The sequence below is a fragment of the Candidatus Poriferisocius sp. genome, assembly GCF_965219815.1.
Classification (GTDB): domain Bacteria; phylum Actinomycetota; class Acidimicrobiia; order Acidimicrobiales; family Bin134; genus Poriferisocius.
This window is the reverse complement of record NZ_OZ244791.1, coordinates 2,207,085-2,226,630: the sequence shown is the minus strand read 5'-3', so window position 1 is coordinate 2,226,630 and position 19,546 is coordinate 2,207,085. Positions and strand designations below refer to the sequence as shown.

14 protein-coding genes and 3 rRNA genes are annotated in these 19,546 nt (G+C 62.5%); 2 read left to right on the top strand and 15 right to left on the bottom strand.

From position 1 onward, the window contains the following. Window positions 1-59: 59 nt before the first annotated feature. The 13 genes from recN to tyrS form a co-directional block, all read right to left on the bottom strand. Window positions 60-1,634: a DNA repair protein RecN gene (gene recN / locus ACOQPI_RS10685; protein ID WP_420619630.1), complete on the bottom strand. Its 1,575-nt coding sequence runs from the start codon at window positions 1,632-1,634 to the stop codon at window positions 60-62. Window positions 1,635-1,649: 15 nt separating this feature from the next. Further along, a complete protein-coding gene (locus tag ACOQPI_RS10680; protein WP_420619629.1) occupies window positions 1,650-2,492 on the bottom strand; it encodes an NAD(+)/NADH kinase in 843 nt (280 codons plus the stop codon). Window positions 2,493-2,496: 4 nt separating this feature from the next. Continuing rightward, window positions 2,497-2,757 (bottom strand): hypothetical protein, encoded by a 261-nt coding sequence (locus ACOQPI_RS10675; protein ID WP_420619628.1) that lies wholly within the window; start codon window positions 2,755-2,757, stop codon window positions 2,497-2,499. A gap of 261 nt (window positions 2,758-3,018) precedes the next feature. Continuing rightward, a complete protein-coding gene (locus ACOQPI_RS10670) occupies window positions 3,019-3,822 on the bottom strand; it encodes a TlyA family RNA methyltransferase (protein ID WP_420619627.1) in 804 nt (267 codons plus the stop codon). Window positions 3,823-3,827: 5 nt separating this feature from the next. Continuing rightward, window positions 3,828-4,625 carry an HAD-IIA family hydrolase gene (locus ACOQPI_RS10665; RefSeq protein WP_420619626.1) on the bottom strand — a complete coding sequence of 266 codons (798 nt, stop codon included), beginning with the start codon at window positions 4,623-4,625 and terminating at the stop codon, window positions 3,828-3,830. Then, on the bottom strand, window positions 4,610-5,626 hold the full coding sequence (locus ACOQPI_RS10660) for a 2-oxoacid:ferredoxin oxidoreductase subunit beta (RefSeq protein ID WP_420619625.1): 1,017 nt from the start codon (window positions 5,624-5,626) through the stop codon (window positions 4,610-4,612). Before ACOQPI_RS10660 ends, ACOQPI_RS10665 begins: the two co-directional genes overlap by 16 nt. After that, window positions 5,619-7,496 carry a 2-oxoacid:acceptor oxidoreductase subunit alpha gene (locus ACOQPI_RS10655; protein ID WP_420619624.1) on the bottom strand — a complete coding sequence of 626 codons (1,878 nt, stop codon included), beginning with the start codon at window positions 7,494-7,496 and terminating at the stop codon, window positions 5,619-5,621. Before ACOQPI_RS10655 ends, ACOQPI_RS10660 begins: the two co-directional genes overlap by 8 nt. 113 nt (window positions 7,497-7,609) lie before the next feature. Further along, window positions 7,610-8,659: a class I fructose-bisphosphate aldolase gene (locus ACOQPI_RS10650; RefSeq protein WP_420619623.1), complete on the bottom strand. Its 1,050-nt coding sequence runs from the start codon at window positions 8,657-8,659 to the stop codon at window positions 7,610-7,612. Between the two features lie 87 nt (window positions 8,660-8,746). Further along, window positions 8,747-9,640 (bottom strand): tetratricopeptide repeat protein, encoded by an 894-nt coding sequence (locus tag ACOQPI_RS10645; protein WP_420619622.1) that lies wholly within the window; start codon window positions 9,638-9,640, stop codon window positions 8,747-8,749. A gap of 287 nt (window positions 9,641-9,927) precedes the next feature. Next, a 5S ribosomal RNA gene (gene rrf / locus ACOQPI_RS10640) occupies window positions 9,928-10,044 on the bottom strand. Window positions 10,045-10,129: 85 nt separating this feature from the next. Continuing rightward, window positions 10,130-13,225 (bottom strand): 23S ribosomal RNA (locus ACOQPI_RS10635). 231 nt (window positions 13,226-13,456) lie between these two features. Beyond that, window positions 13,457-14,972, bottom strand: a 16S ribosomal RNA gene (locus ACOQPI_RS10630). Together the 16S, 23S and 5S rRNA genes form the textbook arrangement of a ribosomal RNA operon. 409 nt (window positions 14,973-15,381) lie before the next feature. Then, entirely contained in the window at window positions 15,382-16,656 is a 1,275-nt protein-coding gene (tyrS, locus tag ACOQPI_RS10625) for a tyrosine--tRNA ligase (RefSeq protein ID WP_420619621.1), read from the bottom strand. A 44-nt stretch (window positions 16,657-16,700) separates the two neighbouring features. On the opposite strand from tyrS, the gene ACOQPI_RS10620 reads away from it, so the two are divergent. Beyond that, entirely contained in the window at window positions 16,701-17,201 is a 501-nt protein-coding gene (locus ACOQPI_RS10620) for a hypothetical protein (RefSeq protein ID WP_420619620.1), read from the top strand. A gap of 46 nt (window positions 17,202-17,247) precedes the next feature. Here the strand turns inward: ACOQPI_RS10620 and ACOQPI_RS10615 are convergent, their stop codons facing one another. Together ACOQPI_RS10615 and ACOQPI_RS10610 are read right to left on the bottom strand one after the other, a co-directional pair. Beyond that, complete coding sequence (locus tag ACOQPI_RS10615) at window positions 17,248-17,844, bottom strand: NUDIX hydrolase (RefSeq protein ID WP_420619619.1); 597 nt, start codon at window positions 17,842-17,844, stop codon at window positions 17,248-17,250. Continuing rightward, window positions 17,844-18,419, bottom strand: a complete 576-nt coding sequence (locus ACOQPI_RS10610; protein WP_420619618.1) for a DNA-3-methyladenine glycosylase — start codon at window positions 18,417-18,419, stop codon at window positions 17,844-17,846. Before ACOQPI_RS10610 ends, ACOQPI_RS10615 begins: the two co-directional genes overlap by 1 nt. A 79-nt stretch (window positions 18,420-18,498) precedes the next feature. Here ACOQPI_RS10610 and ACOQPI_RS10605 point away from each other — a divergent pair, with 79 nt between their 5' ends. Next, complete coding sequence (locus ACOQPI_RS10605; protein WP_420619617.1) at window positions 18,499-19,536, top strand: TRAP transporter substrate-binding protein; 1,038 nt, start codon at window positions 18,499-18,501, stop codon at window positions 19,534-19,536. The last annotated feature ends 10 nt before the right edge of the window (window positions 19,537-19,546 follow it).

The window sequence follows — 19,546 nt, the reverse complement described above, 5'->3', positions numbered from 1 at the left end:
GTGGACCCGTAGAACCGGTCACCTGCTGCCCTGGGACATTTGTGGGGGCTCGGAGGGCCTCAGCCCCGGGACATCTCGAGAAGCTCAGAGGCGTGGCGGCGGGCGCTCTCGCTGTCGGGCGATCCGGAAAGCATGCGGGAAAGCTCGACTATCCGCTCCTCCCCCTCCAAGGTCTCGGCGGTCACCGACGTGGTTGAGCCGTCGTCGTGCTTGACGATGCTCACCTGCCGGTCGGCACAGGCCGCTACCTGGGGCAAATGGGTGACTACTAACACTTGGTGATCGGCAGTCAAGCGGGAAAGCGCCCGTCCCACGGTCTGAGCCACCTGACCGCCGATGCCGGCGTCTACTTCGTCGAAAACCAAGACCGGAGGGCCGGCGCTAACCACTAGGCGCAGGGCCAGCATGACCCGGGCGAGCTCTCCCCCCGAGGCGGCCGACGTGAGGGGTAGGCCGGGAACACCGCTGTTGGCGGCCAGCAGGATGTCCACCTCGTCTCCGGGATCGTCGCCCACCTTTACTTGCACCTCGGCTCGAGCCATGGCCAGCTCCCGCAGGTTGGCCGTCACCTCTTCGCCCAACGCCAGAGCCGCCTGTCGTCGAGCCGTTCCCACTGTGGCCCCGGCTTCAGCAACCGCACCAGCGCGGCGATCGAGTTCCCCATCGAGGTCTTTGGCCAGACGGTCGAAATCCTCCAACTCCGCCAGACGGACAGACAGATCACGGTGGAACTCCATGACCTCGGCAACGGTCTCCCCGTATTTGCGACGAAGGTCCACCAGCAGTTCCTGGCGTTGGCGAACCTCGGTCAGCCGGACTGGGTTCTCATCAATGGACTCAGCGGTGCGACGCAACTCGGTCGATAGGTCGCCAACCTCTGCTACCAGGTTGACCAGCCGCTCGTGATGGCCCTCCAACGGCGGACGGCTCTCCAAGGCGGCGGCGATTTGAGCAAGTCCGGCACCCACTGCACCATCGGCACCCATAGTCATCGCAGCCTGACGGGCCGCGTCCCGGCTAGCAGTTGCGTCGGCCAGCACCGCCTCTTCGGCTTTGAGACCCTCCTCCTCGTCGGGATTCTCCAAACCGGCCTTATCCAGCTCGTCTAACTGGAATCGGCACAGCTCGATCTCCCGAGCTCGGGATCGCTCGTCGCCACCCAGTTCGGCTCGTCGCCGATTCAGATCGGCCAGCGCGGCTCGCGCCTCCATCAGCGGCACCAAGTCCACATCGCCGAAGCGATCCAGCGCGGCCCGTTGGTGGACACGGCGCAATAGCGACTGGTGTTCGTGCTGGCCGTGCAGGTCCACCAGCTCTGCACCCAGTTCGGCCAGGGTGGCAGCCGAAGCCAGCCGGCCATCCACGTACGCCCGAGCCCGGCCGTCAGCGGGCACCACCCGCCGAAGCACGACCTCCTCCCCCTGGTTGTCGAATCGGCCCTCGACGGTGGCCTCATCGGCACCTAGCCGCACCAACGACGGATTGGCACGACCGCCCAAGAGCAAGTCCACCGCCGTCACTACCAGGGTTTTTCCCGCCCCGGTCTCCCCAGTCAGCGCAGTCATGCCCGGTCCCAACACCAGATTGAGCCGCTCGATCACCCCCAGGTTCTCTACTGCCAGCTCAGTCAGCACGGAGTTCTTTCCCTGTCACCGATCGGCCAAGCCGAAGGAGGACTTAAGTGCTTGGTGGAACCCCCGCTGACCCAGGGTGACCAATCGGGCCGGATGATCGGACACCGAGACAGTCAGCTTGCCACCTTCGCCCAACTCCCCCAATGAGCGGCCGTCCACGGCAACCGCAGCGGAGCGACCGCCTAGCACTTCGATGACCAATTCGCTGGAGGGAAGCAGCACTAAGCTGCGGTCGAACAAGGTGTGGGGGGCAACTGGCGTCAGGATCAGCGCGTGCATGGTCGGGGCCAGAATCGGTCCACCGGCCGACAGCGAATAGGCGGTGGAGCCGGTCGGCGTAGCCGCAATCAGCCCATCGGCGGCGTAACTAGTGAAGAAGTCACCGTCGATGTGAACAGCTAGATTCACGGTGCGGCCGCTGTCAACCTTCTCAACGATGGCCTCGTTGAGGGCGCTCACCTCCGTGCCGTCGTCAAGACGACAGCTCAGTCGAATGCGTTCTTCGATCTGATGGTCGCCCGCAAGGAAGCGCTCGATTGCGTCGGAAGCGGCCTCCGGTTGGATATCAGTGAGATAACCCAATGACCCGTAGTTGACACCCATCACCGGCACTTCGTAGTCCGACACCGCAGTCACCGCCCTGAGCATGGAGCCGTCTCCCCCCAAGCTCACCGCCAAGTCCAGCTTCTGACCGATATCGTCGTCCTGGTGGGCAAGGTCGGTGCGGCCCACCGCCTCGGCCGACTCGAGCGTAAGCCGGATCTGATGGCCGTCTCCGTCCAAACGATTGATGAGTTCAGCCGACAGCTTCAGGGCTTCCGGCCGGTCAGCGTGAACAAAGAGGGCAATTGCAGCCATAGAGTTATGACGCAACCGGTTGGATGCCGTTCGGGGAGAAGCTGGTGCCAGCTGCTATCACCTCGTCGATCACAATGGGGCCCACTTCACTGGCGGGGACATCGAAATAGGCAGCAATGGCATCCCGAGCGGCCTCCTTCACATCATGGAGGCGGCGAGCCTGCGAGAAAACCCAATCCAGCTCCCTAACTTGGATGCCCCACCACTCGTCACCCTCGCGGGCAACCACCCTGAAGGTGCTATCTGGGGATGGAATGTCAGCCATTGCTGCTCCTGGATGACTCCTGCGCTCGTCTCAATATACCTCTCGCTGTGTGTTCATCGATTTCTGGATGACGGGGGATCACCAGCCGTTCCTCCCCGAACTGCCAGACTTCGTGCCGTCCCTGCCGCAAGAGATGCAGAGCTACACCCCGATCTTTCGCGACCTTCCGCAGACGCCTCATCAAGGCTTGCTTCTTCATTCATCAGCCACTGGCTCTTCGTGTTGAGGGGAAGCTCAGCAGCGGATGCCGCCGCGGTCAGGCTATCCATCCCCAGTGACGGATTGGGCAACCACTTGAGCGGAATCCACTGATGAGGTCGCGCCGCCGCGCTCCAGATGCAGGAAGAACTCCACGTTTCCTTGCGCGCCCTTCAGCGGGGATGGGATGGCGGCTTGGGGGGCGAGGCCCGCAGTGGTTGCCGCTTCTAGCACCCGGTCGAGCGCAGCCCGCCATTGTTCAGGGTCGCGGATCACGCCTCGGCCTCGGCTGGCTTCCTGGCGTCCGACCTCGAATTGGGGCTTGACCAATACCACTACAGGTGCCCTTGGTGCAGCCAGATCGGCCAGGCATGCCATCACCGAAGTCAGCGAGATGAAGGACACATCGGCGGTCACCAGGTCGAACGGCGCCCCGATGGCGGACGGGTCGACGTTGCGGATGTCGGTGCGCTCGTAGAGGGTCACCCGGTGGTCTTCGGCCAAGCGCTCGTGCAATTGGGCCCGGCCCACGTCAATGGCCACCACTTCGGCAGCGCCCTGCTGCAGCAGGCAGTCGGTGAATCCCCCGGTGGACGACCCCACGTCGCAGCACCGCAAGCCGGTGACATCCAAGCCGAAGGCAGTCAGTGCATCCTCCAGCTTTTCGCCGCCACGGCTCACAAACCGAGCAGGCGGGCTCGACAATTCCAAGGCGTCACCGGGCAGCACCAGGCGGGCTGCTTTCTGGGCCACTGCACCGTTCACGGTGACCTGGCCGGAGGCCACTGCCTCCCGGGCCCGATCCCTGCTCGCCACCAGTCCCCGGCGAACCAACTCGGTGTCCAGCCTCCGGCGTGATGCCTTCATCCCACCTATTCAAGTCCCATCTGATCGACCAAGGCGGCCAAGTCGGTGGCGCAGTGCTTCGGCTCTGGGGACACCGGCAGGTCATCGGCGCCGGTCACTCCGCTCAGCACGAGGGCGAACCCGTAGCCCAGAGCCTCGGCGAACAGGCCGTCGGAGTCGGGGCGGTCCCCCACCACCACGCCGGAGTCGCCGATCCGGCTGCGCACGCAGTCGACAATCGGCTGGTTGGGCTTGCCCGCCATTGTGGGTACCGCCTCGGCGGCGGTCGCCACCGCGGCGAGGAGAGATCCGCCTCCCGGTTCAAGTCCGCGCTCAGTGGGATAGCTGGGGTCGTGATTGGTGCCGATCAGCCGAGCGCCGCCGCGTACTGCCCGCATAGCCCGGCTGAGGGTGTCGTAGTTGAAGCCGGGGTCCATACCCACGACTACTGCGTCGGCAGGACCGGATGAGCAGACCTCAGCACCCGCCGACTCCACCGCCTCGTCGATGCCGGGACCCCCAACCACCAGCACCCGCTCTCCTGGGTGGATGAGCTGTGCCGCCGCGGTAGCAGACGTGATCACCGACCCTTGGGCGTCGATCCCGCAGGCGGCCAGCTTGGCCTCCTGGTCGGCCACGGTCAGCGCCGACATATTGGTGACGAACACGACGGGGACGCCTGATTGCTGCAAGCGCTCAACAGCCCCAGCCGCACCGGGCACCGGGGTTCCGCCCACCCAAATCACACCGTCCAGATCGAAAACCCAACCCCCAGGGGCGGGACGCTCTGTCTTGGAATGGGCGTTGCTCAGGAGACTTCCCAAGTGGGCCGGGAATGGAGCAAGGCCTCGAGGTCGCCAGGGCCGGACTGCTCTTGGGCCATGGCGAGCTGTTTGCTGGCTTCGGTTGCGTACTCCGAGCGTTCCACCGCCCGATACACCCCGATGGGGGTCGGCTCGAACGGGCCCGCCGAGAGCCGGGACAGGGCAAAGGCCAGACTGGGATCCTGGCGGGTCTCGTCGTGAACCAGCAGGGCCGACTCGCCGACGTCGGCCACATCGACCACCTCGGCACTCCCCTGCGGGTTGATGACCACGCCCTTCTCGTTGTTCTCCCCGAAGCGGATGGGCTTTCCGTGCTCGAGGGGGATGAGCATGGAGGCCCGCTTGTCCTTCTTGGTAATGGCTCCAAATGCCCCGTCGTTGAACACGTTGCAGTTCTGGAACACCTCCACAAAGGCGGCTCCGGGGAAATCGTGGGCCCGCCGGAACATGTCCATCATGTGCTGGCGATCCATGTCGTGGGTGCGGGCCACGAAGCTGGCCTCCGCCCCCAGCGCCACCGAGATGGGATTGAACGGCTCGTCGATGCTGCCTGCCGGCGTGGACTTTGTGACCTTGCCGATCTCGCTGGTGGGCGAGTACTGGCCCTTGGTCAAGCCGTAGATCTGGTTGTTGAACAACAGGATGTTGAGGTTCACGTTGCGGCGAAGGGAGTGCAGCAGGTGATTGCCGCCGATGGACAACATGTCGCCGTCGCCTCCGACCACCCACACATGCAGCTCCGGGCGAGCCATGGCCAGGCCGGTGGCCAGGGCAGGGGCCCGTCCGTGGATGCCGTGCACCCCATAGGTATTCATGTAGTACGGGAATCGGGCCGCGCAGCCAATCCCCGAGATGAACACGGTGTCCTCACGCCGAACGTCAAGATCGGGCATGAGCATCTGCACTGCGGTCAAAATCGAGTAGTCCCCGCAGCCGGGGCACCAGCGAACCTCTTGGTCGCTGGTCCAATCAGCCTTGGTGGTTGTGGGCACGTCAGTCATCAAGGACTCCGTTGATGTGTGAGTGAAGCTCAGCGGCGGTGAAGGGAACCCCCTCCACCTTGGCGACCGATTGGGCGTCGACCAGGAATTCGGACCGGATGATGCGGCAGAACTGGCCCAGGTTCATCTCCGGCACCAGCACCTTGGGATAGCGGCGGACAATGTCACCCAGATCACTGGGCAGCGGGTTCAAGTGGGTCACGTGGGCATGGGCTACCTTGCGGCCCTCCTCCCGAGCCCGCATGACGGCGCTGGTGATGGCGCCCCATGTGGAGCCCCAGCCCAGCACCAGCAAATAGGCGTCGTCGATGTCGCCCTCGAGCATGGTGGGCGGGATGTCGTTGGCAATGTGGGCCACCCGCTCCTCGCGCAGCTTCACCATATAGCCGTGATTGTCGGGCTCGTAGTTGATGTTGCCGCTGCCGTCTTCTTTCTCAATGCCGCCGATACGGTGGGTGAGGCCGGGCGTGCCGGGAACCGCCCAGGGGCGGGCTTTGGTCTCGGGGTCGCGCAGGTAGGGCCAGAACACCTCGGTGCCGTCTTCTTCGGTGTGGTTGGGCCCGGTGGCGAACTCCACCGTCAAGTCGGGCAGCGTCGACACGTCGGGTAGAAGCCAGGGCTCGCTGCCGTTGGCCAGATAGCCGTCGGACAGGAGAATCACCGGCGTGCGATATTTCAGGGCAATGCGAGCTGCCTCGATGGCAGCAAAGAAGCACTGCGACGGGGAGTAGGCGGCCACGATGGGCACCGGCGACTCGCCGTGGCGCCCGTACATGGCCTGCATGAGGTCGGCGCTCTCGGTCTTGGTGGGCAGGCCGGTGGACGGGCCACCCCGCTGGATGTTGATCACCAGAAGGGGAAGCTCAAGGCTGACGGCCAGGCCGATGGTCTCGCCTTTGAGGGCGATGCCCGGCCCGCTGGTAGTGGTAATTCCCAGATGGCCGCCGAAGGAGGCTCCCAACGCGGCGCACACCGCGGCGATCTCATCCTCGGCCTGGAGGGTTCGCACGCCGAAGTTCTTGCGCTGGCTCAACTCGTGGAGGATGTCGCTGGCCGGGGTGATGGGATACGAACCCAAGAACAGGGGGACTTTGGCCTGCTGGCTGGCGGCCACCAGTCCCCAGGACAGCGCAGTATTGCCGTTCACGTTGGTGTAGGTCCCCGGCTCCAGCACCGCAGGCTTCACCTCATAGGTGAAGTCGAACAGCTCAGCCGTCTCACCGAAGGCCATACCCGCCTTGAAGGCGGCCGTGTTGGCGTCGGCGATGAGCTGCTGGCGCTTGAACTTGGCGGAGATCCAATCCAGCGTGGGCTGGGCCGGCCGGTTGTAGAGCCAGGAGAGGAGGCCCAAAGCAAAGAAGTTCTTGGACCGCTCGGCGTCGCGGGGCTTCACCCCCAGGTCCTTGCAGACCTCCTTGGTGATGGTGGTCATCGGCACCTTGAACAGGGTGTAGTTGTCGAGGCTGCCGTCATCTAGCGGGTCGCTGTCGTAGCCGGCCTTGGTCAGGTTGCGCTCTATGAACGCGTCCTGGTTGACGATGATGGTCCCGCCAAACTCCAGGTGGACCAGCTCCTTGCGCAGAGCGGCCGGGTTCATGGCTACCAGCACGTTTGGAGCGTCGCCCGGAGTGGTGATGTCGTGATCGGACACCTGCACTTGGAAGGCCGACACCCCGGCCAGGGTTCCCTGGGGGGCCCGGATCTCGGCGGGGAACTCCGGCAGCGTGGCCAAGTCGTTGCCGAACAGCGCGCTGGCACTGGTGAATCGGTCGCCGGTGAGCTGCATTCCATCGCCGGAATCGCCCGCGAATCGAACCACCAGACGGTTCAGCTCCTGCGTCCCGACGGTACGCGGCACGGTGTCAGTCACGGAATCCTCCTTGATCCCAGATGGCCCCACGCTTAAGCGACGCCGAACTCCGAGGTTACCCAGTGGTGAGCCTCAAGTGGCACATCCTCGCCCGAAAGCAGCCCGGTCGCCCCCTAGGCAACTGTGACCGAGTCGGAGAGGTAGACGTCTTGGATGGCGTTGAGGAGTTCGACGCCCTCGGCAACGGGGCGCTGGAATGCTTTGCGGCCGCTGATTAGGCCGAGTCCGCCGGCCCGCTTGTTGATCACTGCGGTGCGCACCGCTTCGGCCAGGTCGCTGGCGCCTGAGGATGCGCCGCCCGAGTTGATGAGGCCGATGCGGCCCATGTAGCAGTTGGCCACCTGCCAACGGGTGAGGTCGATGGGGTGGTCGGTGGTGAGCTCGTCGTAAACCAGCTTGTGGGTCTTGCCGAACCCGAGGGCGTTGTAGCCGCCGTTGTTCTCGGGAAGCTTCTGCTTGATGATGTCGGCCTCGATGGTCACCCCGATGTGGTTGGCCTGGGCGGTGAGGTCGGCCGCCGCGTGATAGTCGGTGCCATCCACCTTGAAGCCGGAGTTCCGGAGGTAGCACCACAGCACGGTGAACATTCCAAGCTCGTGGGCCCGGTGGAAGGCCTCAGCCACTTCCTGGATCTGGCGGGTGGCCTCCTCTGAGCCGAAGTAGATGGTGGCTCCCACGCCAGCCGCGCCCAGGTCGAAAGCCTGATCCACCGACCCGAACATCACCTGGTCGAACTTGTTGGGGTAGGTGAGCAACTCGTTGTGATTGAGCTTGACGATGTAGGGGATCCGGTGGGCGAAGCGGCGGGAGGTGGCCCCCAGCACGCCGAAAGTGGACGCCACCGCGTTACAGCCTCCCTCGATGGCCAGCTCCACGATGCCCGCCGGATCGAAATACCGAGGGTTGGGGGCGAAGGAGGCCGCTCCCGAGTGCTCGATTCCCTGGTCTACCGGCAGGATGGACACGTAGCCGGTGCCACCCAGGCGACCATGGTCGAACAGCGACTGGAGGTTGCGCAGCACCTGGGGAGAGCGGTCTGTATCCGCCATGACCCGGTCCACGAAGTCGGGGCCGGGAAGGCTCAAATCCTCCCGGGGAATGGTCTTGGATTCATGCGATAAGAGCGATTCGGCCTCGTCGCCCAACAGTCCTTGGATGTCCATGGTCGCCTACTCCTTCGAACCATGTGCGGATGATTCTCACCTTACCGGCGTGCTGAATCCACAAGGGGTATTCCCAGGGGTTTTTCGCTACCGGAGAGCATCCAATCGCTCAACAACATCCACGTAGAGCTCGTCTTGTTCAATCAACCAGCCGAATAGCTCCCGGGCCCGGGGGATTTCCCCGGCTCGCTCGCATAAATCAGCAAGGGCATAGGCCTGGCGCAAGTGGTGTTCTTTGGCCCGTCGGGGCAGTTGAAAGTTTTTGGACAGCACCCCGACTGCCTGGTTGAGCTTCCCCTGGTCGCCGAGCGCGCCGGCGGCCACAATCCGGCCCTCCGCGAGCACCGCCGAGCTTGCATCGGAGGCTTGCAGCTCGGCCCAAATAAGATCGACATCGGTCCACCGACGCTGCGCCCGGTAGCAGTCGGCCAACACCGGATGGAGATCCGTTCGCCCCGTGAGCTCTCGGAGAGCCTCCAGCTCTCGGGCGGCCAGCTCCCACCGTCCCAGCCGGTAAAGGGTCAAACCAGACAGCTCCCTCACCTCGGGCACCTTGGGAGCCTCTTTGGCCATGCCATCCAACGACCGCCAAGCCCTGCGGTAGTCCTCCTGCTCATAGGCCTCCTCGGCCCGCTCCAACCGCTGTCGGAGCGTCGCCGCCATGCGTTGGCCCACTGCCTCCTCCAACTTCTGGGAATGCGTCGACGACCCGCTCTCTGACAACGGAGTGCGCCGGCGGCCCCGCGATCGCTTGTCCGGCTTTTTGACCGGAGCCTCGCTGAGATTGCCCCGCTCAACCGCCTCCCGGGCTTCTGACCGAAGCTGCTGAGTGCGGGCCTGTCGCGCCGCACGTCGCTCGGCCCTCAGGCGGGCTTCTTCGGCCTCTTCAGGTGTTTGATCGTCTTCCGGTGGAGCCTTTTCGGAAACGGGCAGGGGCTCTTCATGGATCTTGGCCGCCCCCCGTCGGGCCACCGAGCCCATGTGCCGAGGTCCCTTAGGCGGGGGTGGTTTCTCCTGTCGCAGATCTTGGGACGAGGGTGGCCGCCCCCTTCGGCCGTCTTGTGGCTTCCCCCTTCGGCCGTCCTGAGACGAGGGTGGCTTCCCCCTTCGGCCGTCCTGAGACGCAGACTGGCGAGGAGGCCCCCGGCGACTGGGAGGCTTGCGGGCAGAACCTCCACCGGAAGACACCGCATGAGTTTACCGGGACCGCCCCGTTCCCAGCGGTTAAACGAAGATGGGGAGCCTTTCGGCTCCCCATCTGTTTCGAAATCCGGCGGCGACCTACTCTCCCAGGGCGTCTCCACCCAAGTACCATCGGCGCTGGTGGGCTTAACTTCCGTGTTCGGAATGGGAACGGGTGTGACCCCACCGCCATCGCCACCGAAACCTTTATGTTCTTGTCAAAGAGGCAGTGCTTCAAGAACTCCACAGCGAGCACGAACATCCCGTTCGACATCGAGTTAGTGATGTAGAACCAAGCCCTCGGCCGATTAGTACCGGTCAGCTGAACATGTCGCCATGCGTACACTTCCGGCCTATCAACGTGGTGTTCTGCCACGGGCCTTACCCGGTTTACCCGGTGGGTGATCTCATCTTGGAACAGGCTTCCCACTTAGATGCTTTCAGCGGTTATCCTTTCCGCAGGTCGCTAACCAGCCATGCCCTTGGCAGGACAACTGGCACACGAGAGCTGCGTCCGTCCCGGTCCTCTCGTACTAGGGACAGCCTTCCTCAAATCACCTTCGGCTACAGAGGATAGGGACCGAACTGTCTCACGACGTTCTAAACCCAGCTCGCGTACCGCTTTAATGGGCGAACAGCCCAACCCTTGGGACCTGCTTCAGCCCCAGGATGCGATGAGCCGACATCGAGGTGCCAAACCTTCCCGTCGATATGGACTCTTGGGGAAGATGAGCCTGTTATCCCCGGGGTACCTTTTATCCGTTGAGCGACGGCGCTTCCACACGCAACCGCCGGATCACTATGCCCAACTTTCGTTTCTGCTCGACCCGTCGGTCTCGCAGTCAAGCTCCCTTGTGCCATTACACTCGACGCCTGATTGCCAACCAGGCTGAGGGAACCTTTGGGCGCCTCCGTTACTCTTTGGGAGGCGACCGCCCCAGTCAAACTACCCACCTGACACTGTCCTCAACCCGGATAACGGGCCTAAGTTAGATGCCCAGCATGAGCAGAGTGGTATTTCAAGGTTGACTCCACACAGACTAGCGTCCATGCTTCCCAGTCTCCCACCTATCCTACACAACACATACCAAACACCAATATCAAGCTGTAGTAAAGGTCCACGGGGTCTTTCCGTCCTTCTGTAGCTAACGAGCATCTTTACTCGTACTTCAATTTCGCTGGGTCTATGGTTGAGACAGTGGGAAAGTCGTTACGCCATTCGTGCAGGTCGGAACTTACCCGACAAGGAATTTCGCTACCTTAGGACCGTTATAGTTACGGCCGCCGTTTACTGGGGCTTAGGTTCAGAGCTTCGCCTTACGGCTAACCCCTCCCCGTAACCTTCCAGCACCGGGCAGGCGTCACAGCGTATACAGCGTCTTACGACTTCGCACGCTGCTGTGTTTTTAGTAAACAGTCGCTTTCCCCTGGTTTGTGCCACCCTGTCAAGCTCCAGACGCGAAGTCCTTCACTTTACTGGGGTCATCCTTATCCCAAAGTTACGGATGTAATTTGCCGAGTTCCTTAACCATAGTTCTCCCAATCGCCTTGGTATTCTCTACCTGCCCACCTGTGTTGGTTTGGGGTACGGGCGCTGTGAAAGCTCGCTAGCGGCTTTTCTTGGCAGTACAGGATCAGTGACTTCACCTCATGCGGTTCGGTATCACGCCTCAGGCTTTATGGGGACCGGACTTACCTGGGCCCCACCCTACACGCTTACCCCAGGAACTACCGTCGCCTGGGTTCACCTACCTCTCTGCGTCCCCGCTTTGCTGGCCGCTCCGGTGTGGGTCGGTTTCTTCTGTCCCTTTGCGGGACAGACATCCCCTTAGCAACACCGGTTAAGCCTGGACGCGTTCACAGCGGTACCGGAATATCAACCGGTTGTGCATCGACTACGCCTGTCGGCCTCGCCTTAGCTCCCGACTCACCCTGGGAGGATTAGCCTTCCCCAGGAACCCTTGGGCTTTCGGCGGAAAGGTTTCTCACCCCTCTCTCGCTACTCATACCAACATTCTCACTCGGACTCGGTCCACGTCAGCTTGCGCTGCCGCTTCACTCCAAGCCCGACGCTCCGCTACCACTCCTGCCTAATGGCAGAAATCCGCAACTTCGGTTTCTAGCTTTAGCCCCGTTACATTGTCCGCGCAGGATCACTCGACCAGTGAGCTGTTACGCACTCTTTCAAGGATGGCTGCTTCTAAGCCAACCTCTTGGCTGTCTGTGCAATCCCACATCGTTTACCACTTAGCTAGAAATTAGGGACCTTAGTTGGCGGTCTGGGCTGTTTCCCTTTCGACCCCGAAGCTCATCCCCCGGGGTCTCACTGCTGTGCTCTGGAACCATGGCATTCGGAGTTTGGCTGAGGTTGGTAAGCTTGTCGGCCCCCTTGCCCATCCAGTGCTCTACCTCCATGGTTGAACGCACAACGCTGCACCTAAATGCATTTCGCGGAGAACCAGCTATCTCCGGGTTTGTTTGGCCTTTCACCCCTATCCACAGGTCATCCGCCCAGTTTTCAACCTAGGTCGGTTCGCGCCTCCACGGAGTCTTACCCCCGCTTCACACTGCCCATGGATAGATCACCCGGCTTCGGGTCTACGGCATGCGACTGTACGCCCAGTTATGACTCGCTTTCGCTCCGACTTCCCTTCACAGGTTAATCTCGCCACATACCGTAACTCGTTGGCTCATTCTTCAAAAGGCACGCCATCGCGATCTCTAATTGACGATCCGAAGATCATCGGTTGAGACGACGCTCTGACTGCTTGTAAACCAACGGTTTCAGGTACTATTTCACTCCCCTCCCGGGGTACTTTTCACCTTTCCCTCACGGTACTAGTTCACTATCGGTTGCCTACATATACTTAGCCTTACGAGGTGGTCCTCGCAGATTCACGCCGAATTACACGGCAACGGCGCTACTCGGGGACACTCAGCGAAGTGTGCAGCAGTTTCGTGTACGGGGCTCTTACCCCCTGCGGCTCGCCTTTCCAGAACGATTCCACTACCACGCACGTTTGTAACTTCGTGGAGGATCTGGCGCTCCTCCTCTGAGGCCCCACAACACCGGACCGGCAACGCCACCAGGCTATTCCACCGGCACGGTTTAGGCTCTTCCCTTTTCGCTCGCCGCTACTAAGGGAGTCGCGGTTGCTTTCCTTTCCTACAGGTTACTTAGATGTTTCAGTTCACCTGGTTCCCTCTACCGGTGCTATGTGTTCACACCGGAGTGATACCCCTTTACAAGTATCGGGTTTCCCCATTCGGACATCCCCGGATCGAAGCTCAGTCGGCAGCTCCCCGAGGCTTATCGCAGCCTCTCACGTCCTTCATCGGTCGTAGGCACCAAGGCATCCACCGTTGGCTCTTCGTAGCTTGGAAGATTCATACATCGAAGAACTCTAATTTCGATCAGATGCTCGTGCTCGCTATGCAGTTCTCAAAGAGCACAGGAGGTTTCCGCAAAACGAAAGCGTCAGCGCAGAGCCTCGGGCGTGATAATCACGCTCCCTCAAAACGGAAGAGAGGACAAAAGAAACCAGTGCATCAACTGGGAGTGTCCGAACCTGATTCCACCATTTGGCGGTATCAAGTGGAAACGGAACTCCTTAGAAAGGAGGTGATCCAGCCGCACCTTCCGGTACGGCTACCTTGTTACGACTTCACCCCAATCGCCAACCCCACCTTCGGCAGCTCCCTCTCAAAAGAGTTAGGCCACTGACTTCGGGTGTTGCCGACTTTCGTGGTGTGACGGGCGGTGTGTACAAGGCCCGGGAACGTATTCACCCCGGCGTTGCTGATCCGGGATTACTAGCGACTCCGACTTCATGGAGTCGAGTTGCAGACTCCAATCCGAACTGAGACCGGTTTTAAGGGATTCGCTTCACCTCGCGGTGTCGCTGCCCGTTGTGCCGGCCATTGTAGCATGTTTGCAGCCCTGGATATAAGGGGCATGATGACTTGACGTCGTCCCCACCTTCCTCCGAGTTGACCCCGGCGGTCTCCTACGAGTCCCCACCATTACGTGCTGGCAACATAGGACGAGGGTTGCGCTCGTTGCGGGACTTAACCCAACATCTCACGACACGAGCTGACGACAGCCATGCACCACCTGTGTACGGCCCCGAAGGACACCATATCTCTATGGCTTTTCCGTACATGTCAAACCCAGGTAAGGTTCTTCGCGTTGCCTCGAATTAAGCAACATGCTCCGCCGCTTGTGCGGGCCCCCGTCAATTCCTTTGAGTTTTAGCCTTGCGGCCGTACTCCCCAGGCGGGGCACTTAATGCGTTAGCTACGGCACGGAACCCGTTGATAAGGCCCCACACCTAGTGCCCAACGTTTACGGCGTGGACTACCAGGGTATCTAATCCTGTTTGCTACCCACGCTTTCGCTCCTGAGCGTCAGTACCGGCCCAGAGTGCTGCCTTCGCCGTCGGTGTTCCTCCTGATATCTGCGCATTTCACCGCTACACCAGGAATTCCACACTCCTCTACCGGACTCTAGTCATAGCAGTATCGGATGCAGTCTTAGGGTTGAGCCCCAACCTTTCACATCTGACTTACTAAACCGCCTACGAGCTCTTTACGCCCAATAATTCCGGACAACGCTCGCCCCCTACGTGTCACCGCGGCTGCTGGCACGTAGTTGGCCGGGGCTTCTTCTTCAGGTACCGTCAATTTCGTCCCTGCTGAAAGGGGTTTACAACCCGAGAGCCTTCATCCCCCACGCGGCGTTGCTGCGTCAGGCTTTCGCCCATTGCGCAAGATTCCCCACTGCTGCCTCCCGCAGGAGTCTGGGCCGTGTCTCAGTCCCAGTGTGGCTGATCGTCCTCTCAGACCAGCTACCCGTCACTGCCTTGGTGAGCCGTTACCCCACCAACAAGCTGATAGGCCGCGAGGCCCTCCCGAAGCGCCGGAGCATTTCCTCTTCCGATCATGCGATCAGAGGAGGGCATCTGGTATTAGCCACAGTTTCCCGTGGTTGTCCCAGTCTTCGGGGCAGGTTCCTCACGTGTTACGCACCCGTTCGCCACTAGGTCATTGCCCGAAGGCGACCTCGTTCGACTTGCATGTGTTAGGCACGCCGCCAGCGTTCGTCCTGAGCCAGGATCAAACTCTCCGTCAAAACCTCCAGCAGATCCTCCCCGAGGGGATTCGCTGCCTTCGATCAAGTGCTCGTCTTGCTAAATTGCCTCGGCAAGACGAAGCGATTCCGGAAAGTCAAAAGGGCCGAAACCCTTCCTGACTTGGTTTCCTTGGAATTGTGTTAGGTCGACGACTTAGACACGAGGTGCGCTAAGACGTCGCCCGCACTGGCTTTTCCGTCCTCTCTTCCGTTTTCAAGGAGCGTGAGGCGGTGACCCTGACGGGAGAACCGCATCGGTCCGGACCAGCCGAACCATGCTCTGCCACTGGGGGCAACCCAAGGGAAACCCGTTTCAGAGGCGAGTGGTAACGCTACCGGCCTCAGCCAGCAACGTCAACTCAATCACAAGATTGCAACTCGGCCCCTTTTGCCAACTCAATCAGGGGTTTTACTGCGATTCCACCCGCAACAGGTGGTAGCGGCGCTTGCCTCGGCGAAGCAGGAGGTAGCGGTCATGCAGAAGGCTGTCGGCAGCCACCGCGGTGTCCTCCCCGGAGACCCGCTGATTGTTGACATACACCGATCCCTCTGCCAGTCCCCGGCGGGCATCGCCCTTGGAGGAAGCCAGCCCTGTGGAGGCCAGCAATTCCACGAGATCGAAGCGGTTTGAGGCGGCATCGAACCCGCCGTCGGGGATGTCGGAGGTAGGCACCTCGGCGGCAATTGCCTCCAGGGCTGCCTCGTCCATGTCGTCCACCGGAGAACCGAACAGGATTCGAGCTGCCTTTTCGGCCGCGGTGGCCGCGGGCCGGCCGTGGACCAGGGAGGTGACCTCGTTGGCCAGAATTCCCTGAGCCTCTCTTCGTCCGGGGTCGCGCTGATGGGCCTCAACCACCTCGGCGATCTCGGCCACCGGGAGCATGGTGAATTGGAGCAGGCTGCGCTCCACGTCTTCGTCGGGAACCTGGATGAAGTATTGGTGGAACCGATAGGGGCTGGTGCGCTCGGGATCAAGCCAGATCGCCCCCTCGGCGGTCTTGCCGAACTTGGCGCCGTCAGATCGGGTGAGCAGCGGCCAGGTGAGGCCGTGGACTTGGGCGCCGGACCGGCGGCGGATGAGGTCGACCCCGGCAGTGATGTTGCCCCACTGGTCGGACCCCCCGATCTGGAGTTCGCATTGGAGGTTGGTGTGCAGCCACCAATAGTCGTAGGCCTGCAACAGCATGTAGGTGAACTCGGTGAAGGAGATGCCGGTCTCGCTCTCCATGCGGCTGCGCACCGAGTGCTTGGCCGCCATCTGGTTCACGGTGGCGTGCTTGCCGGTGTCCCGCAAGAACTCGATGAGGGTGAGGTCGCGAGTCCAGTCGTAGTTGTTGACCAGCTCGGCGTCGCCATCGAAGTCCAGCAGCGTCTCCAGTTGGCTCCTGATGCCTGCCAGGTTGACGGCCAGGGTCTCGTCATCCAGCAGGTTGCGCTCATCTGAGCGTCCGCTGGGATCACCCACCATGCCGGTGGCCCCGCCCACCAGGGCGATGGGCCGGTGACCGGCTTCTTGGAACCGCCTCAGCACCAGAACCCCGATCAGGTTGCCCAAGTGCAGGGAGCTGGCCGTAGGGTCGATGCCGTGGTACACCCCGACCGAACCGTCGCCCAACCGCCGGGCCAACAGATCCCGGTCGGTGGTGTCTTGCACCAAGCCGCGGGATTCAAGATCTTCAAGCACCGAGCACAGGCTACGGGAGTCGGCGGCGAAGGGAGAATGAGTACGTGACGGGCAGGCGACTCGGTTTGACGATTGGCATCGCGGTGCTCGTGCTGTTCGCGGTGTTCTGGATCGGGGCGACGATCTGGTTCTTCGGCGACAAGAACCCCGACCGCCTCGAAGACCGGGAGTGGGTGGCCGACGCTGAGGCCCGATGCGCCGAGGCCCGAGACGAGTTGGATCGGTTGCCACAAGCCCGCAACGCGGTGGACATGGCCGACCGGGCCGACCAGATCGAAGCCTCCACCGCAGTGCTGGCCAAGATGACGGAGGATTTGGCCGAGTCTGCCCCCGAGGGCGACGACGGCGAACTGGTAGGGCTGTGGCTCGAAAGCTGGGAGGTGTACCTCGGTGACCGCTTGGCCCACGCCGACGCCCTCCGGGCCGGCGAAGACCGCCAGTTCCGGGTGAGTGTGGATCGGGGAGAAGGGGTAGATGCCCTGCTGGACGCCTTCGCCGACCGCAATCGGATGCCCTCCTGCGGCGACCCGCTGGACATTGGCTGAACCACGCTAAGTGTGCGGCGACCCGCTGGACATTGGCTGAACCGCGCTAAGTCTGCGGCAGCCTTTCGAGGGCTTGTGACCCCAAGTGAGCGAGGTGCACCAGGCCGGGGTCGCAGCCGAAACCAGCCAAGCCGTCAAGCGGCACCCAGCGCAATCCCCGAGACTCGTGGTTGCCCTGAGGCTGGGCATCGGCTGGGGCCTGCACAAGGAACCGGACATCATAGTGCAGATGGGGATCCTCGCCGGGGGGATCCACTTCGTGGACGTCGAGGTGCAGGGGCTGGGGCCAGATGAGCAAGTTCTGGATGCCGGTTTCCTCGGCTGCCTCCCGCAGCGCTACTGCGGCCAGGTTGGCATCGCCATCGGCGTGACCCCCCGGCTGAAGCCAGCGGCCGAACTTGGCGTGGAGCATCAACAGGGTGTTGGTTCCACCGCTGTCCACCACCAGGGCCGAGCCGGTGAGATGTCCGGGCCGACACGTTCGCAGACTGGCGTCGGGGTGGCCGTCGATCAGCGCCCGGTAGCGATCGCCCAGGTCGTCGTCGAACCCGGCTAACAGCTCACGGGCCACTGCCAAGTCTTCGGTGGATGACAACAGGGGGTGCCCGTCGCCCAGCCAGGTCATCTCTTCAGCGCCGCTCATCATCCTCTCCGGGAAAGGTCGGGGCAACCGGGAACGTACCAGCGCCACGGGAGATCAATCCCAGCGCTTAGGCCGACGCGAACCGAGCGGCCCGGCTCGGCGGGGGGTGCAGTCCCGTCGTCGAGCACCTCGATCCCCGAATCGGCGACCACCAGATCGGCACCGTTGGCAGCGCCGTCGATGCCCAGCGCAGCGGTGAGCTTGGCCGGCCCGCTGCACAGGTCTCGATCCTGGCGGGCTTTCGGTCGCCGCGCCCACATGTCCTCCTGTCCAGCCAGTGGAGTCAGAGCCCGCAGCAGCACCGCGGCACACTCCCCATCGGCGCCGCACACCACATTGGCGCACCAGTGCATACCGTAGGTGAAGTACACATACAGCCGGCCGGGCGGTCCGAACATGACCTCGGTGCGGGGGGTCATACCCCGATAGCCGTGGCTGCCCGGGTCATCGGCGCCGGTGTAGGCCTCTACCTCCACGATCCGGCCCCGGCATCCTCCAGACACCAACACCTTGTTGAGCAGGTCGGGAGCCACCTCCCGAGGGTCTCGGGCATAGAACTCCCGCTCCAGGCTCATCGCCGTCAGGATAAGGCAACGGAAGTGGATTCCTGCCCATACTTGAACGGCCGAAATGGCGCTGGCGAAGGAGAGGTTGATGTCCAGAAGAACCGTGTGTAGTTCATTGTTGGGAGCAGTGCTGGCTCTTGGCCTGTTGGCGGGAGCCACCGGATGCAGCGACAACGTGGAACAGCAGCAGTCGGTCACGATCAGCTTCGGCCACCCCTTCCCCCCGACCCACCCGGTTCATGTGCAGGTGTTCGAGCCGTGGGCCAACGAGGTGCTCTTGGCCACCGGCGGCACCGTGACCATCGAGTTCTATCCCAGTCAGACTTTGAGCGCTCGCAGTGAGGTGTACCAGAGCACAGTTGATGGCGGCCAGGGCATCGGCTGGGCCCTTCAGGGCTATTCCGTGGGCCGCTTCCCCGCCGCTGAGGTGGTGGGCTTGCCGTTCGTGTTCGACAGCGCGGTGGAGGCCACCGAAGTGCTGTGGACTCTCCACGACGAATTCGAGGCCATCCGCAACGAGTACGCCGACGTGAAGCTGCTCGGGCTGTGGACCCACGACGTGGCCGACCTGTGGCTGGCCGGTGACCAGGCCTCTGACGTCCCCGACCTCTCCGGGCTGACGGTGCGGGCGCCAACGCAGATACAGGTCGAGGTGATCGAAACGCTGGGAGGAGCCCCGGTGAACCTATCTGTGCAGGAGATTCGAGATGCGCTGGGGCAGGGCGCCATCGACGGGGTGATGATCGCCAACTCCGGCTTATCCAGCTACGACCTGTACGGCGTGCTGGGCAGTGGTGTGCAGTGCAACTGCTATGTGTCGGCCAGTTTCTTGGCCATGAACCAAGACCTCTGGGACAGCCTGTCGGTTTCTCAGCAGCGAGCCATCGAACGGCTGTCGGGCCGAGAGGTCTCCCTGGCCGCGGCGAGGGCCTACGACGCCGCCTCAAACGCGGTGGCCGAGCGCTACCCCCAAGAAGGGATCAACAAGATCGTGCTCGATGACACCCAGTTGGCCGCCTGGCGAGACGCCACCCAATCGGTGGTGGACCGATGGGTCGGCAGGCATGCTGGCGACTTCCCCGCTCGGGCGATGTACGACCGCATGCTGGAGCTGGCCGCCGATTAGAGGCCGGCTG